This window comes from Mucilaginibacter sp. (genome assembly GCF_028288225.1).
Taxonomy (GTDB): domain Bacteria; phylum Bacteroidota; class Bacteroidia; order Sphingobacteriales; family Sphingobacteriaceae; genus Mucilaginibacter.
Genome location: NZ_JAQBOC010000039.1, coordinates 51184 through 68425 on the forward strand (window position 1 = coordinate 51184; position 17242 = coordinate 68425).

Consider the following 17242-nt stretch of genomic DNA (forward strand, 5'->3'; position numbering starts at 1 on the left):
AATTATCCGCCGTTATCGGTAGGTACATTATTATCATCTCTTTCTTTATCCTTTTTAAATTCAAGTTTACCAAATTTATAACTAAAGGTAATACCGAACGAACGGAACGGAACTTGCCTGATACTTGTCTGGTTAAATAAAGTGCCCGAGGTTGTTGAAGTTAAGTTAACATATGGGGTAAAGGGATCGGCAGCAGTTAAGCCTAAGCTTATCTTTTTATCCATAAATTGTTTACGCACAGCCAGGTTATAAAATACAAATGCAGGCCTGGTACCCTGTATAGTTCGTTGTGAAGAATTGTAGTTTCCAAATGCTTCAGCTGTAAAGTCATTACCGAATTCGTAAGAAGCATTTAAATTAATACGGTAAGTAAAGCCACTGACCGTGGGATTACCCGGGTTAGTAGTTATTCTGTCGCCCAGCATTACATTTGAACGAAGGTTTAGTTCTTTGGTAATAGGTATTGAACCGAACAGGCTAACACCTTCAGTAACCTCTGTTCCGATGTTAAAACGCTGGTTTAAATAAACATTTGAATATTTGGTACCCTGTATGGTCAAGGTATCATAATAAGTAGTGTAGGATTGCAGATCATTGGTATTGTAACGATAGAATGCAGCTACATACAAACTGCCTCCCTTTGTAAATGATTTATTATAGCCAAGCTCATAATTATGGCCAACCTCGGGCCTTAAGTTAGGATTTCCGGTACTTATGTTGTGAGGGTCACTTATATTATAAAATGGATTCAGATCACCGTAATCCGGCCGTTCGATGCGATAGGTGTAGCTTAGCTTAATAGATTGTGTTTCATCAATTTTATGAGACAGCACAGCCGAAGGCGCAAGAATATTATAGCCCGGGATTTTAGCACCCGGAAAGTCTGCAGTAGTTGAAGTATACTCATCCCTAAGGCCAGCTTTACCGTCAATAAACTTATTGAATAAAGAGAAGGATGCTGAAAGGTAATAGGCATAAACTTTACGGTTATAGTTAAAACCATAGGTTTGGTTTGCATTCGGTACAAAAACCCCGTTTGAAAGCGTATCTGTCACCACCGTATTATTAATATTTTCCAACACGGCTTTTGCTCCGGTTTCAATTGTAAAATCTTTGCTCACAGGCTGTGTGTAATCAATAGAGATATCTGTTTCATGATCTTTCCCGGGGTTATTTCCAAGGGATCCTGATGAAGGCTGCCCGCCCTGGAAATCCTGTCTTTGAAAAAACGTTGAATTGTTATTTCCATAACTTGATGTGTATAATATATCCAGTTCCTGGTTTTCTTTATTAAAGGTTTTTTTATAATCAACACTATAATCAAAATATTTCCCGCTAAAACGGCTATCAGAGTTCCGGGTGCTAAGAAGATCAGATACTACGCTGTTGGTACCCAGCGCGGTTATGGTTTGGTCCTGGTTGGTAATCCCGCTATTATGGTTAGCAAAATGATTATACCCGAATGAGGCGGTTAATTCATCTTTTTTGGTAATGCTCCAGTTAAAGCTTAAGCCCGTTCTGTAGCCTCCCCTTGTAAAAGCGCTCCTACCTTTTTGAATTAAATGATTTGAAGTATCACGGGTATTATTATAGGATAGGTTATCATTAGTATTAATTGTAGTACTATTGATCTGGTCGTTGCCGCTAAAAGACGCGTTCACACCAAAATTACCCTTACGGATGTTTAAATTAACTGAACCATTCTCACGGCGGGTTCCTGCTGAAAGATTAACAGTTCCATTTACACCCTGTACTTTACTGTCCTTTAAAATAATGTTGATAATTCCTCCTGTACCATTAGCATCGTACTTTGCACCCGGACTGGTAACCACTTCTATGCTTTTAATCTCGCTGGCCGGGATCGTTTGCAGTGCATCTGTTAAACTTGCTCCAAACACGCTTGATGGCTTCCCGTTAATTAAAAAACGGATATTTGCATTTCCCTGCAACTCTACATTACCGTCAATATCAACGGTTACCATTGGTACTTTTCTTAATACATCTATAGCAGCTCCACCCTGTGCAGTAAGGTCATTTGCAGGATTATAAACCAGCTTATCTATTTTATTTTCAACCGCAGGGGCACTGGCAGTAATAACCACGCCTTTTAATTGGCTTTGAACCGGTGACAGAACAATGTTACCTAGTGTTAAACTCTTAACAGTATTGCTAATAACAAGATGTTCAGTTGTAAGCCGTTTATACCCTAAAAAATCAACTGTAATTGTATACTCACCGGGTGCGATATTATCAATTTTAAAGTTCCCTTTAGTATCTGTACTTGCTCCGTTAAATGGCGATGTATTGCCTTGTTTGTAAATACTCACAGTTGCATAATCAACCGCGGCTTTTGTAACGGCATCAGTAACCTTGCCGCTTATTTTACCTTTATCAGTTGAGCTGCCACTTTGAGCATTAACATATAAAGAGCAAATAATCAGTAGTAAAAATAGTCCGGTGTTCTTCATTAAGCGCATTCAATAATTAATATTGGTAAAATTGTATGTTAACTTTGTATTAATACTGAATTTTGAAAAAGACTGTATAATTGTTACAATAAGAAATGAAACGTATTGCAATTTCAGCACTATTATATTCAATAAAAAGAATTAAGAAATAATTATTGGCTTGCCAGCATCACATCATTTTGTTTCAGCAGGCGAACTACCTGAACAAAACGACGTTTATAGGTGGCATCCATGGCTGTTATGGTAACGCCATATTCTTTACCGGAGGTTGAATGGATAAATTTAAATTCATCGCCCGTATTGCTAAACACAATGCCAATATGCCCAATTCGGCGGCTGCGTTTTGTAGGGCTGGTGAACAATATGATATCGCCGGGCCGGGCATCTTCAAGGCTTACTTTTTCGCCTGCATTTATAAATTCGCAGGATGACCGGGGTACATTAAAATTAAAATTTTTAAAAACATAACTTACAAAACCGGAGCAATCAAAACCGCGTGAAGGGTCGGATGTTGCGGAGCGGTAACGTGTTCCTATTAAACTTTGAGCAAAATTTAAAAGGGTATCTGCTGTAACGCTATCAGTATCAAAAGAAGTTTGATAAACCGGTTTATAGAATATTTCGTGAGCTATTTTATGGTGATTTGCCTTATGGCTTTTGCCGGATTTTTTGGCGCGCGCAGTACAAGGCAATGCTGCAGTTAGTGATAAAAGGATAATTAGGGTTGATAAATTTTTCCTCATTTACAAGTCGCAATTTATCGTTTTTATTTACATATGTCAATCTTTTGTCAGAAATGTAAAACAATAGTTTTAAATTTCTGTGCAAAAACCTTTTAACCAGTGTAGTGGCTAAGTCTTGAGTCGAAAGTCCTAAGTCAGAAAAAGACAAAACTTGACTTAAGACTTTCGACTCAAGACTGCTGACTTCACATTCAGGCAAATATCAAAACTACACTTCCGCCTATGATCATTAAAGCGCCAATAGCCTGTGCAATGCTCACTGTTTCTTTTAAAAAAACAACCGCGAGTATAATAGCCAGCGCTACGCTCAGCTTATCAATAGGTGCAACCTGTGAAACTTTGCCTAATTGTAAAGCCTTAAAATAACAGATCCATGATAAACCGGTGGCACAGCCCGAAAGCACCAGGAAGGTCCAGTTTTGGCGGGTTAAGCCGCCGATTGAACTTGCGCCACCTTTAAAAATTACAATTGCCCAGGCAATTAACAAAATTACAACTGTACGTATTGCTGTTGCCAGGTCAGTATCAACCCCTTTAATACCAACCTTTGCAAATATTGCAGTTAAGGCCGCAAAAAATGCTGAAAGTAATGCATAGATCCACCACATATAACACAATTTAAGAATTTCAATTATCAGGATTAAAGTTCGTTAATATAATTGCATCAACGAAACCACAACTATCAAGCCTGATTAATGCGAAACTAATTACCAAACCTGTACAAAAATTGACTTGCGGCAAAAAAAATCAACAAAATCCAACAATCATCCAAAATCACGGGTTAACTTTAACAAAAAAAAGTTTTGAAAATACTGGTAATTGAAGATGAAGAAGGCCTGCGTGAAAGTATTGAAGAATATTTTACAGAAGCGGGCAATATTTGCGAAACTGCAAATAGCTATCAAAATGCATTAGGCAAGGTAAGCCTTTACAGATATGATTGTATCCTGCTGGATATCACGCTGCCCGGCGGTAATGGTCTCGATATTCTGAAAAGCTTAAAGGAAAACAATCATCCCGATGGGGTGCTGATCATCTCCGCCAAAAACTCGCTGGATGACCGCCTGGAAGGATTAAACATTGGCGCCGATGATTACCTGGTAAAACCATTTCATTTATCAGAATTAAAAGCGCGGGTATCTGCTATCATCAGGCGTAAAAGCTTTAATGGCAGTAACCTGCTTGTATTTAACGAGATTACAATTGACTTGCTGGCAAAAGATGTAAAGGTTGGAACAACGCCTGTAAAATTAACCCGTAAAGAATATGCCCTGCTGCTTTATTTTATAGCCAACAAAGGTAAAGTGGTTTCAAAAAATGCTATTGCCGAGCATTTATGGGGCGATGGGATTGATATGGCCAATAACTTTGATTTTATTTACTCGCACATTAAAAATATCCGTAAAAAATTGATGGAAGCCGGTTGTAATGATTACATCCAGGCTGCTTATGGTATGGGATATAAGTTTACCGCTTAATGAAACTTTTAACCAAATATAACCGGGTAAACCTTATTACCATAATAATAGTAATGCTGATAACCGGCATTATTTATTACCAGGCTATCAGCTATATCTTAACCGGCCAAAATGATAAGGACCTCGTGGTAGAAGAGCAGGAGATTTTTGACTACGTAAAACTAAACCACCATTTACCGCAAACATTTGAATCAAACGATCAGCAGATCTCTTTTACACCGGCCAGTCCCGGCTCGGTAAAAAGAGAGTTTATAAATACAATATATTTTAAAAAGTGGGGGCAGGACGATAAATATAAATTTAAAAAGCACAAACACAGGCTCGAAGGAGAATATGAATCGGCCAGGGGATTAATAAGTTCGGTTACCGCTGGTAATAAATATTATAAAATACTGATCATAGAGTCGAAGGTTGAAACAGAGGACCTGATCCGGATTATCTTCGCGATTACTATAGGTGTTATCCTGCTTTTATTATTGATTTTAGTAGTAATAAACCGCTTGATTTTAAACAGGCTGTGGCAACCTTTTTATAATATAATGAGCGAATTGCGGCTTTTTAATATTGCTGACAGCAAGCAAATTCCAAAACTGGGTAATAACATTGATGAGTTTAAGGAGTTGAACAATGTGGTAATTGATATGGCTGCAAGGGCTAAAAATGACTACCAGGATCTTAAAGTATTTACTGAAAATGCCTCGCACGAACTGCTTACCCCTATTGCCGTTATCAACTCAAAGCTTGATACCCTGATCCAAACCGAAAATTTTAGCGACAGGCAAAGTAAATTATTAAACGACCTGTACAGCGCAGTTTCAAGACTGAACCGTTTAAATCAATCGCTGTTATTATTGGTAAAAATTGAGAATAAGCTCTTACATGATAAGCAGCAGATAAACCTAAGAGAACTTGTTGATGAGATGATCATTCAGTTTGAAGAGATCTTTAATGATAAGGACTTAAAGCTAACCTATGAGCTTGATGATAAAGAAATTTATGCAAGCCGGTATTTGGTTGAGATCTTATTAAGCAACCTCATCAGTAATGCTATCAGGCACAATAAGCATGGGGGCGAGGTGATTATTAATTTAAATGCTGAAAGCCTTACCATTCAAAACACGAGTGATAATGAACCCCTGCCCGATGAAAAGATCTTTACCCGCTTTCATAAGTCGTCCGGCTCGGAAGGCAGCGGTTTGGGATTAACCATTTCAAGGCAGATCTGTGAGAATTTTGGATTTACATTGGATTACGAATTTAGAGACCGGTATCACGCTTTCATTGTACATTTTGTTTAATCATGCCGATGGGCCTGAAGTAAGGTAATTATTGAGCACACACTATATAAAACCCTTCGTGATAGTATGTATCACTGTTGTTGCATCCCAAATTAATTCAGAATTATGTCATAATTTAGCTACCTTAAAGGCATTATTAAACTACCGGATGAGATTATTTTTCAGCATTGTTTTATTCGTATTTATTTGTTCTGTTTCGTTTGCGCAAACCTACACGCTTGATCATTTTCTGGAAACCGCGAAAAGTAATAGCCCGTTGTTAAAAGATCTGAAAAACCAGGTATCATCAGGGCAGCTCGATAGTCTTAGATTGCGCGCTGGTTATAAGCCTCAGGTAAACTTGAACAGCGGCGGTTATTTTGCACCCGTTGTTAAAGGATTTGGCTATGCCGGGGCCATAACTAACGTTCAAACTTTTAACGCGCTGTTAGGTGTTAATCAACAAATTATAGGCAAAGGTTATCTTAATGCCCAACTGGCATCAATAGCTTTTCAGCGCGATTCTTTGATCAATAGCGGAAAACTGTCTGAACAGGACCTGAGAAAAACTGTTACCGGGCAGTACATTACTGCGTATGGCAGTTTGCAACAGGTAAAATTCAACAGTGAGGTTGTAAAGCTGCTTACAAAAGAAGAAGACCTGCTTAAAAAGCTTACCCGCACCAACGTATATAAACAAAGCGAATACCTTGCATTTTTGGTAACATTAAAACAACAGCAATTACAATTAATGCAGGCCCGGCTGCAATATAAGAATGATTATGCCACGCTGAATTATATAGCTGGCATTGCCGATACTGCTTATGCTGAGTTAAGTGAACCAGGCATTCAAAAAACCATAACTCCTGATGAAAGTAACAGCATATTCTTTAAACAATATAAACTTGATAGCCTGAGGTTGAGCAACGGGCGCAGTTTGCTTAATTACAGCTATAAACCAAAAGCCAACATATTTGCCGATGGGGGTTATAATACCGATTTTGTGCAACCGGCCAAGAACTTTGGCACAAGCTTTGGCTTTAGTTTAACCATGCCTATTTATGATGGCGGGCAGCGTAAGCTGCAGTATAAAAAAATAAGGCTGGAAGAAGAGACCCGCCAAAACTATAAAGCATTTTTTAATGTGCAGTACAAGCAGCAAATAGCACAGCTAAATCAGCAAATAAATGAAAATGAAAACCTGCTGGCCCAGGTAAAAGAGCAGATGAAATATTCAGAGAGCCTGATAAAGGTTGATACCCAGCTTTTACAAACCGGCGATGTTAAAATTGCCGACCTGATACTGGCTATTAATAATTATTTTACTATTCAAAACCTTTTAACACAAACAACTATAAGCAGACTGCAGCTTATCAATCAATTAAACTACTGGAATAAATAATATGAAAAACCTGTATACATCCTATTCCCGTTTCAAAAATATTTTGTGTTTTGCAGCAATAGCTTTGGTATATGTATCGTGCAAAGGCGGCGCTGCACCGGCGGCTGATAATACTGCCGCACCGGCAGTTACAGAAACACCTGTTAAAGTAACTACAATTGACGAGAGCTCCCTTGTAAATTATACCGAGCTGAATGCCACGTCGTCATTTTTGCAAAAAAACTATGTAAAGGCAAATGCAATAGGTTATTTACAAAAAGTTAATGCACAAATTGGTCATTACGTAAATAAAGGCGAAGTACTTTTCACCGTTAAAACCAAGGAGGCCCAAAGCATTGGCAACAGCATCAATGTACTCGATACTACTTTCAAATTCTCGGGTGTAAACAAAATAAAGGCATCAGAGCATGGCTATATTACGCAGCTGAGCCACCAGGTTGGTGATTATGTGCAGGATGGTGAACAATTAGCAATAATAAGTGACAGATCCAGCTTTGTCTTTATAATGCAGCTGCCTTATGAAATGCGCGGCAACTTAAAAAACAACCAGGATGTACAACTTACCCTTCCCGACGGAACGAAGCTAACCGGCAGGGTGGCTTCTTTTATGCCAACGGTTGATACCCTTTCACAAACACAGGGAGTGATTATCAAGGTAAGTTCAAATGCCCCTATCCCCGAGAATTTGGTTGCCAGGGCACGTATAATTAAATCAGCCAAATCAAACACAATATCGCTGCCCAAATCTGCATTGTTATCAAACGAAACACAAACTGAATTTTGGGTAATGAAGCTGATTAACCCTACAACAGCGGTTAAGACACCTGTAACAAAAGGCATTGAAAGCGGTGACAGGGTTGAAATATTATCGCCTAAATTTTCAAATAAGGATAAAATAGTTATAAGCGGAAACTACGGTTTGGCAGATACGGCTAAAGTTAAAATTGTGCAATAATGGGCAACGCAGTAAATAAGGTTGAGAACTTTTTTATTTTTTATAGAAAACCGCTTATGATGGTATTATCGCTCATTTTAATGGGCGGAATATTCTCTTATACCAAACTTCAGACATCCCTTTTTCCAGAGATCACTTTTCCAAAAATAAAGGTTATTGCAGACGCAGGCCTGCAGCCGGTTAACAAAATGATGATAACGGTGACCAAACCGTTGGAAAATGCCATAAAACAAGTACCCAACTTACAAATGGTACGCAGCACTACCAGCCGCGGCAGCGCCGAGATCTCTGCTTATATGGATTGGAGTGCAGATATAGACCTAAGCAAACAACAGATTGAATCACAGATCAGCAAGATACAAAACAGCTTGCCGCCTGATGTAAATATTTCTGTTGAGAAGATGAACCCGTCTATACTACCTGTTAGCGGGTATACACTTGAAAGTCATGAACGCTCACCTATTGAGTTAAAACAACTGGCCACGTTTACTGTAAAACCATTCCTTTCGCAGGTGGGCGGGGTTTCTGAAATAAGGATTATTGGAGGTAAAACCAAGGAATACTGGCTGGTGCTTAATCAGGATAAAATGACCTCGCTTTCTTTAACGCCTGATATGATCAGCAATGCCCTCAGCCAAACAAATTTTATAAAATCAGAAGGGTATCTGTCCGACTATAAAATGCTTTATCTTACTGTAACCGACGCTACCGTAAGTGCTAAAGACCAACTGGAAAACATAGTAGTAAGCAATAACAGCAAAAGGGTTGTACAATTAAAAGATATTGCAGCAATACAAATAAATGAAGGCATAGAATATACCAAAATTAACGCAAACGGGCATGATGGCGTATTGGTTGCAGTTATTAAACAACCCAACGCTAATTTAATAACCCTGTCAACAGACATTACAGCAAAAATAGCCGCCCTGCAAAAAATATTGCCTAAGGATGTAACTATAAAGCCTTATTATGTGCAGGCAGATTTTGTTAACGACTCGGTTAAAAGCGTTACCGATAGTGTTTGGATAGGTTTATTACTGGCCATTATTGTGGCTATAATTTTCCTCCGTTCATTAAAGGCAAGTGCTACTATATTGATCACTATACCGGTAACACTTGGGCTTACCCTTATTGTACTTTATGTAATCGGGTATACCTTTAATATCATGACGCTGGGTGCCATTGCTGCAGCTATAGGCTTAATTATTGATGATGCCATTGTAGTTGTTGAGCAAATACACCGTACACACGAAGAACACCCCACTGAACCAACCAGCAAACTTTTAAAAAAGGCCATTGATTATCTTTTCCCGGCCATGGTGGGGTCGTCTGTAAGCACAATTGTAATATTTGTACCGTTTTTACTGATGACAGGTGTTGCAGGTGCCTATTTTAAAGTAATGACCAATACCATGATCATTACGCTTATCTGTTCCTTTGTTGTAACCTGGATAGGCTTGCCGGTAATATATCTTTTTCTTACACGCAACCATCAAAGTAACACAACAAGTGTAAAGGAAGAAACACATGAGGTAAAAAGGCAAGCCTGGGTTTCATTTTTTATACTGCGCCCCTTTTTAAGCATTATTATAATGCTGGCCCTGATTGCAGTTATTATTTTTGTACCATCAAGGCTGCAAACCGGCTTTTTGCCTGATATGGACGAAGGAAGTATAGTGCTTGACTACAGCTCGCCACCGGGCACCTCACTTGAAGAAACGGACAGGATGCTGCGCGAGGTAGAAAAAACTATCAGCAAGCATCCAGATGTGGCGGCATACTCGCGCAGAACTGGCACTCAAATGGGTTTCTTTATCACAGAACCTAATACCGGCGATTACCTGATCCAGTTAAAAAAGGATCATGCAAAAACAACCGAAGAAGTAACCAGCGATATAAGGGCCGAGATAGAAAAAACACAGCCTGCTTTAAGGGTTGATTTTGGACAGGTAATAACTGACATGCTTGGTGATTTGATGAGCTCGACCCAGCCTATTGAGATCAAAGTATTTGGTGACGACCAACAGCTGCTGCAAAAACTTTCAAAACAAGTTGCGGCTGAAGTTACCGCAGTTAAAGGTACCGCCGATGTTTTTGATGGTATTGTAATTGCAGGCCCTTCTGTTAGTATTTTACCCAATTTTACAAAACTTGCGCAGTATGGCATTACCCCTAACGGCCTGCAATTCCAGGCACAAACCGCCCTGGATGGCAATGTTGTTGGCAGCCTGTATGAAACCCAGCAGCTATCTCCAATCCGCATGGTTTACCCCGGTAACCGGTCATTAAATATAACGGCTATAAAAAACTTGAATGTATTTTTAAATAACGGACGGCTGATACCTATAAACCAGCTGGCCACAGTTGATATTAAACCAGGGGATGCCGAAATAAACCGCCAGGATCTGCAATCAATGGGGGTAGTTACAGCACGTTTAGAGAACAGTGACCTCGGTACAGTTATCCCGGCTATTCAAAAAAATATCTCTCAAAAAATAATTCTGCCAAATGGCTACCATATTGAATACGGGGGCGCCTATGCCGAGCAACAACAATCGTTCAAAGAGCTCCTAATCATACTTATTACATCAAGCTTACTGGTATTTGGTGTTATTCTTTTCCTGTTCAAACAGTTCCGAATAGCATTTTTGATCCTGGCAATGGCTGTTTTGGGTATTGCAGGCAGCTTCCTGGCTTTATATATAACCAATACGCCACTTAATGTTGGCAGCTATACCGGGCTGATAATGATTGTTGGAATTATTGGCGAGAACGCCATATTTACCTTTTTACAATTCAGGGAAAGTGCGCGCGAAAAAACCGTGGATGAGGCAATTATCTATTCCATTTCAACCCGTCTGCGCCCCAAATTGATGACAGCTTTAGGAGCCATTATAGCATTAACCCCGCTTGCTTTAGGCATTGGGGCAGGTGCACAGTTGCACCAGCCTTTGGCCATTGCGGTAATTGGCGGCTTTTTGGTAGCGCTGCCATTATTGCTTATTGTATTACCAAGTATGATGCGCATTTTTTACAAATCAGGGCATTTTCATGAAAGTGTTCATTCGGTTTCGGATCCAGAAAGTTAGAGCAAGCGAAATTTCCCCAAATAAAAAAACCGGCTCAGCAAAATAAGCAGAGCCGGTAAACGTGGTTAGGTAATTAATTACAGTGATATAAAATCTGCTGCGCTATCTTTAACAGCATCAACATCAATTTTCTTCATATTTTCGGTAACAAGGTTTGCAGTATTTAAAACTGAAGTTCTGTTATATTTGAGCTCGCCCAGGCTAATGTATCCGCCAATGTTTGCTTTAGCATTATCATTTAAGGTGATATTTGCCTGGAATGCATCCATGTTTAATTGCGCTGATGCATTATTGTATAAGTCCACATCCAGGTCAATTATAGAAAGCATCCCGAATGATTTTACATGTGCATTGTCATAAATAGCCAGGCTGCGCAGGTCGCTTGCTGTAACCCAAACTACTAATTTTTCTGTTTTGTATGACGAGATGCACAATGTGCCATTTTGATTTTGTGCCAGCGCACTTTCTTTATAATACTTATTATAAACTTTTATTTGATCGCTTGCTCCGTCAGAAATATAAAGTTCAACATTGCCATGAACCTCAATTTTATTGATGTTGCTTACCCCGGTTAAAATAGTATATGCCTGATCGTCTTTATTGGTTGCGGCATAGGTGGATTTATTTATGCCGAATACTGTTACCAGTACTATCGCTGTGGTTAAAATTATAGTTTTCATTGTTGTATTTTTTTATAGTGAATTATTTATTTATTCTTTTATTGATCTATGCCAATATTGATACCTTATTTACAAATAACTCATTATCAATTAATTGAATTTAACATTCAGTTAAAAAATGTTCGATAGCGTACGCTTCCTGCGCGAAGGCGAACGTTTTTCAACAGTGAGAACACCTTTTAATGATGCATTTGCCCAATTTTTCTACAGAATTACTTTCCATATTTATATATTAAGCAATATTACCCTTCCCCTATATGAAAAAGATTTTATTAGCAGCCTTTTGCGGCGCATTTCTAACCTTATCGCTGCATGCACAAACGTATGTTTTGGATAAAACCATCGCTTTACCTGGCGACGCTGGTTATGATTACCTTTCTATTGATAAAGTAAACCATCGCCTTTATGTCTCGCACGGTACAACAGTAAATGTTATTGACCTGCAAACGGAACAACCAATAGGTGTTATTGCGGATATGAAAGGCGTACATGGTATAGCCATAGATAATAAAGCTAACCGTGGTTTCATTAGCGACGGGCGTGCAAATGCCGTAGTTGCTTTCGATTTGAAAACATTAAAGATCATTGCCACAATCCCTGTTGAGGCAAAAGGCCCTGATGCTATTATGTACGATCCGTTTTCCGACCGTGTATTCACTTTTAATGGGGAGAGCAATAACTCATCAGTAGTTGATCCGAATACCCTTAAACAGGTTGGCACAGTTGCCCTTGGCGGTGGCCCTGAATTTGCTGTATCCAATGGAAAAGGCTTGATCTACAACAACCTTGAAGATAAAAGCAGCCTTAACATTATTGATAGTAAAACTTTAAAGGTGATAAAAAACTATCCGTTAGCGCCATGCGGGGGGCCTACAGGTTTAGCATTGGATGAAGTTAACCATCGTCTATTTACAGTTTGCCGCGAAAATAAAGGCATGAGCGTAGTTGATGCCAATAACGGTAAAGTTATTGCCACTTTACCTATTGGCGCCGGGGTTGATGCCGTAGCTTATGACCCTGAAACTAAACTGATATTTTGCTCATGCGGCGACGGTGTTACAACCATTATTAAACAGCAAGATGCAGATAGCTACAGTGTGGTACAAACTCTTAAAACGCCTGTGCGCGCCAAAACGCTTGCCCTTGATGACCGAACGCATAAGATCTACTTAAGTGTGGCAGAATTTGAGCCTGGTACCCGCAAGGCATTACCTAATACATTTAAGATAATGGTGTATAAACATCAATAAGCTTTTAATATTTACAATAATGCGACTGTGATTTGCGTTTAAAATTAATAAATAAACTTTAAATTTAATTTTTTGAAATAAAATTTCTCAATAAAATTATATTTTAATATCATTTTTTTATCTTTACCCAGATACACCAAAATAAGCTAATGATTAAAAGAACTGATTTCGTTTACTCGCAGGAGTCTGAGCCACATCGTATAAGAACCAAACAAATCCTTAAACAATTTCCGCAATTAAGGCAGCTGATAGGAAAAAACCCATTAACCATTTTTGCCATCATAGGCCTGGTTACTTTCCAGGTTGTTTTGGCTTGGTTTGTTCGCGACCAGTCATGGTGGATAATTTTTGGTGCAGCTTACCTTTTGGGAGCATTTGCCGATCATGCTCTGTTTGTAATGATCCATGAGTGTACACATAAGCTGTTATTTAAAAATGGGAATGCTAACAGGTGGGCCGCCATGTTTTCAAACCTGCCGCAGATTTTGCCAAGCGCAATCTCGTTCGAAAAATATCATATCAAGCACCATTCTTTCCAGGGAATACATGAATTGGATGCCGACCTTCCTAACAAATGGGAAGCAAAGCTGATCAGTAACTCATTTTTCGGCAAAGCATTATGGTTGTTGTTTTTCCCTGTATTCCAGATCTTCCGTTTATCAAGATTAAGAGAAATTCACCCTGTTGACGGCTGGATCATTACTAATTTTGTTTTACAGGCAGTGTTTACTGCAGCTATCTGGTACTTTATGGGATGGCCTGCAGTAGCATTTTTACTGCTTAGCTTCTCTTTTTCAGTTGGCTTGCACCCGCTTGGTGCACGCTGGATCCAGGAGCATTATCTTACGCACAGTGTTGAGCAGGAAACCTATAGTTATTACGGCCCATTAAATACAGTTGCGTTTAATGTAGGCTTCCATAACGAGCACCACGACTTCCCTTCTATCCCGTGGAATAAGCTTCCGCAAATAAGGAAGACCGCACCTGAATATTACGATACACTGCATTACCATACCTCATGGACTAAGCTTTTCTTCAGGTTCTTGTTTGACAGGGAAATCTCCTTATTTAACCGGATACTAAGGAAAGACCGTGGCCGTGTGGCCCTTACCGATGTTTCAAAACCGGATACTGATCTGCTGGCGAAAACACCGGAGCCGGCGGCAGTTTTATAAAATAGTTATTTGTTATACATAGATGACCTGTCAGTTGGCAGGTCATTTTTTTTGCTATTTTTTTCTGCTGCATTTTGAACAATAAGGGATTGAGGGATCACATGATACTTTGCAAATTTAAGACATCATAAAATCCCTGAATTAAGTTAGTAATGGTTCAAAACAATAAATTAAAAACCATACAAGTAATCAGATTGTTAATCCCCTGATAACAAATTCATCAACCTTAATAATCCCCCTATGAAAAAGTTAAATATAATTTTACTCACTGCTTGCATTGCAGGATTATTTGCAGGCTGTAATAATGCCGCAAAAGACAGCAAGGAAAAAGCTGACAGTGCCAACAGCGCTGTTGACTCAACCGAAAAAACAAATCCTAACAACAACATTGCTCTTAGCGCTGCCGATGCCAGGTTTGCGGTTGAAGCAGCAAATGGCGGGATGGCAGAAGTGGAATTGGGTAACCTGGCGCAGCAGAAGGCAACAAATGCCCGGGTAAAAGAATTTGGCGCCATGATGGTTATGGATCATTCAAAAGCGAACGCCGAAATGAAACAACTTGCAGCATCTAAAAAAATAACCCTGCCCGATTCAATTAGCGCTGATGAAAAAAAGCTTAAAGCAGACTTGTCGGCAAAATCAGGCGCTGAGTTTGATAAGGCCTATGTAGAAGCCATGGTTAAAGATCATAAAGAAGATATCAAAGCCTTTGAAGATGCCGGGAAACAGGTTAAATACCCCGAAATGCAAGCCTTTATTGCTAAAACATTGCCCGTTTTACAAAAGCATCTGGATGCTATTCAAAAGATCCATGATCAAATAAAATAAGCAACCAACTCGTTCATAAGGAATGAGCAAATTTGGTCTGTTTCGCTAAAAAAAACGCCCCACTCAAAATGAGCAGGGCGTTTTTATATTTTTAAAAGCAATTAATTATTCGCCTTTTTCAGCATTTTCTTCGTTTGCAGCTGGTGCTTCAGGAGCCTCAGTTTCTGCAGCAGGAGTTGCTTCTGTTTCTGCAACAGGAGTTTCAGCTACTGGCGCCACTTCTACTACTTCCTTAGCAGCAGGTTCAGCTTTAGCAGCAGGTGCATCCGTTTTAGCTTTTGAAGAACCACCACGGCGACGTGTTGATTTCTTTTCAGCTTTAACTACATCATTACCATAAACTGTGTTGTAATCTACTAATTCGATCATTGCCATTTCAGCGTTATCACCTAAACGGTTTTCCATTTTAATGATACGTGTGTAACCACCCGGACGGTTAGCTATTTTCTCAGCAATTTCACGGAACAGGATGCTAACAGCATCTTTATCCTGCAGGTAGCTAAATACTGTACGACGTGAGTGTGTAGTATCGCTTTTTGATTTTGTAAGAATTGGCTCAACATATCCGCGTAAAGCTTTTGCTTTAGCTAATGTGGTAGTAATACGCTTGTGTAATATAAGCGATGTGGCCATGTTACTCATCATCGCCTTGCGGTGACTGTTAGTACGGCCTAAATGGTTAACTTTTTTTCCGTGTCTCATTGTATTTTGTTGTTTGTGGCACGTGCATACCGTCGGACGGCGTTATCGTCAAGTCCTCGGAATTATGCCTGTGTTAGTGATCAGTTAATTAGAGATTAGAGATTGGTCACCAGTCTTTCTCAAACCTTTGTTATATAAAATAAGAAGAGGTCAGGGACAAGTTCTAATTAACTAATCTCCAACCTCTAATCACTAAATTATTCTTCGTCTAACTTAAATTTCGACAGGTTCATACCAAAAGATAATCCTTTTGATTTAACCAGGTCCTGAATTTCAGTTAGTGACTTTTTACCAAAGTTCCTGAACTTCAGCATGTCAGCTACATCATACGATACTAAATCGGCCAGGCTGCGGATGTCAGCAGCTTTAAGGCAATTTAATGCACGTACAGAAAGGTCAAGATCAACCAGCTCAGTTTTAAGGATCTTACGCATATGTAAAATCTCCTCATCAACTTCTTTGGTTTCTTCTTTAGCCTGTGCCTCAAGCATCATGTTCTCATCGCTGAACAACATAAAGTGCTGGATAAGGATCTTAGCAGCCTCTTTAAGTGCATCTTCAGGATGAATAGAGCCATCAGTGGTAATATCCAGCACTAATTTTTCATAGTCTGTTTTTTGTTCCACACGATAGTTCTCGATTGTATATTTTACGTTTTTAATTGGAGTGTAAATAGAATCGATAGCTATTACACCTACATTAGCATCAGGATTTTTATTTTCTTCGCTTGCTACGTAGCCACGGCCTTTGTTAACAGTAAGCTCAATTTCAAGCGTTACTGATGAGTCCATGTTGCAGATCACAAGATCCGGATTTAAAACAGTAAAGTTATTTGAGAACTTAGTGATATCACCTGCACTAAAAGCATCCTGACCATTAATGATAACAAATATCTTTTCGCTGTCGCCAGATTCACCAGATTTTTTAAACCTTACCTGTTTTAGGTTCAGTATAATTTCGGTAACATCTTCAACAACGCCTTTGATGGTTGAAAACTCATGCATCACTCCTGAAAAACGAACTGAAGTGATCGCATAACCTTCAAGTGATGAAAGTAAGATACGACGAAGAGCATTACCAATGGTTACACCGAAGCCTGGTTCTAACGGACGAAACTCAAACGTGCCATCAAAATCAGTTGATTTCTGCATGATAACCTTGTCTGGTTTTTGAAATGCTAAAATTGCCATTTATA

The 17242-nt window shown here is 39.1% G+C and carries 14 protein-coding genes; 8 read left to right on the forward strand and 6 right to left on the reverse strand.

The window, feature by feature from the left end:
* Positions 1-2: 2 nt before the first annotated feature.
* The 3 genes from JWQ54_RS12045 to JWQ54_RS12055 form a co-directional block, all read right to left on the reverse strand.
* Positions 3-2468, reverse strand: a complete 2466-nt coding sequence (locus JWQ54_RS12045) for an outer membrane beta-barrel family protein (RefSeq protein WP_299584971.1) — start codon at positions 2466-2468, stop codon at positions 3-5.
* A gap of 152 nt (positions 2469-2620) precedes the next feature.
* Positions 2621-3211, reverse strand: coding sequence for a C40 family peptidase (locus JWQ54_RS12050; RefSeq protein ID WP_299584973.1), 591 nt, complete (start codon positions 3209-3211; stop codon positions 2621-2623).
* Between the two features lie 191 nt (positions 3212-3402).
* Positions 3403-3819 (reverse strand): EamA family transporter, encoded by a 417-nt coding sequence (locus JWQ54_RS12055; protein WP_299584975.1) that lies wholly within the window; start codon positions 3817-3819, stop codon positions 3403-3405.
* Between the two features lie 195 nt (positions 3820-4014).
* Between JWQ54_RS12055 and JWQ54_RS12060 the strand changes: the two genes are divergently transcribed.
* The 5 genes from JWQ54_RS12060 (at position 4015) to JWQ54_RS12080 (ending at position 11412) form a co-directional block, all read left to right on the forward strand.
* Positions 4015-4689 (forward strand): response regulator transcription factor, encoded by a 675-nt coding sequence (locus tag JWQ54_RS12060; RefSeq protein ID WP_299584977.1) that lies wholly within the window; start codon positions 4015-4017, stop codon positions 4687-4689.
* Positions 4689-5987, forward strand: a complete 1299-nt coding sequence (locus JWQ54_RS12065) for a HAMP domain-containing sensor histidine kinase (RefSeq protein WP_299584979.1) — start codon at positions 4689-4691, stop codon at positions 5985-5987. The genes JWQ54_RS12060 and JWQ54_RS12065 overlap by 1 nt, the downstream gene beginning before the upstream one ends.
* Positions 5988-6135: 148 nt before the next feature.
* Complete coding sequence (locus tag JWQ54_RS12070) at positions 6136-7368, forward strand: TolC family protein (protein WP_299584981.1); 1233 nt, start codon at positions 6136-6138, stop codon at positions 7366-7368.
* Position 7369: 1 nt separating this feature from the next.
* On the forward strand, positions 7370-8323 hold the full coding sequence (locus JWQ54_RS12075) for an HlyD family efflux transporter periplasmic adaptor subunit (RefSeq protein WP_299584983.1): 954 nt from the start codon (positions 7370-7372) through the stop codon (positions 8321-8323).
* Entirely contained in the window at positions 8323-11412 is a 3090-nt protein-coding gene (locus JWQ54_RS12080; RefSeq protein ID WP_299584985.1) for an efflux RND transporter permease subunit, read from the forward strand. The genes JWQ54_RS12075 and JWQ54_RS12080 overlap by 1 nt, the downstream gene beginning before the upstream one ends.
* 77 nt (positions 11413-11489) lie before the next feature.
* Here the strand turns inward: JWQ54_RS12080 and JWQ54_RS12085 are convergent, their stop codons facing one another.
* Positions 11490-12092 carry a DUF2807 domain-containing protein gene (locus tag JWQ54_RS12085; RefSeq protein ID WP_299584987.1) on the reverse strand — a complete coding sequence of 201 codons (603 nt, stop codon included), beginning with the start codon at positions 12090-12092 and terminating at the stop codon, positions 11490-11492.
* A 257-nt stretch (positions 12093-12349) separates the two neighbouring features.
* Here JWQ54_RS12085 and JWQ54_RS12090 point away from each other — a divergent pair, with 257 nt between their 5' ends.
* The 3 genes from JWQ54_RS12090 (at position 12350) to JWQ54_RS12100 (ending at position 15345) form a co-directional block, all read left to right on the forward strand.
* Positions 12350-13342: a YncE family protein gene (locus JWQ54_RS12090; protein ID WP_299584989.1), complete on the forward strand. Its 993-nt coding sequence runs from the start codon at positions 12350-12352 to the stop codon at positions 13340-13342.
* 149 nt (positions 13343-13491) lie between these two features.
* A complete protein-coding gene (locus JWQ54_RS12095) occupies positions 13492-14517 on the forward strand; it encodes a fatty acid desaturase (protein ID WP_299584991.1) in 1026 nt (341 codons plus the stop codon).
* Between the two features lie 240 nt (positions 14518-14757).
* The gene (locus JWQ54_RS12100; protein ID WP_299584993.1) at positions 14758-15345 is read left to right on the forward strand and encodes a DUF4142 domain-containing protein; all 588 of its coding nucleotides are present in this window, start codon (positions 14758-14760) and stop codon (positions 15343-15345) included.
* A 105-nt stretch (positions 15346-15450) separates the two neighbouring features.
* On the opposite strand, the gene rplQ is transcribed toward JWQ54_RS12100, so the two are convergent.
* Both rplQ and JWQ54_RS12110 read right to left on the reverse strand, forming a co-directional pair.
* Complete coding sequence (gene rplQ, locus JWQ54_RS12105; RefSeq protein WP_299584995.1) at positions 15451-16047, reverse strand: 50S ribosomal protein L17; 597 nt, start codon at positions 16045-16047, stop codon at positions 15451-15453.
* Positions 16048-16244: 197 nt separating this feature from the next.
* Complete coding sequence (locus tag JWQ54_RS12110; protein ID WP_299584997.1) at positions 16245-17237, reverse strand: DNA-directed RNA polymerase subunit alpha; 993 nt, start codon at positions 17235-17237, stop codon at positions 16245-16247.
* Between the last annotated feature and the right edge of the window lie 5 nt (positions 17238-17242).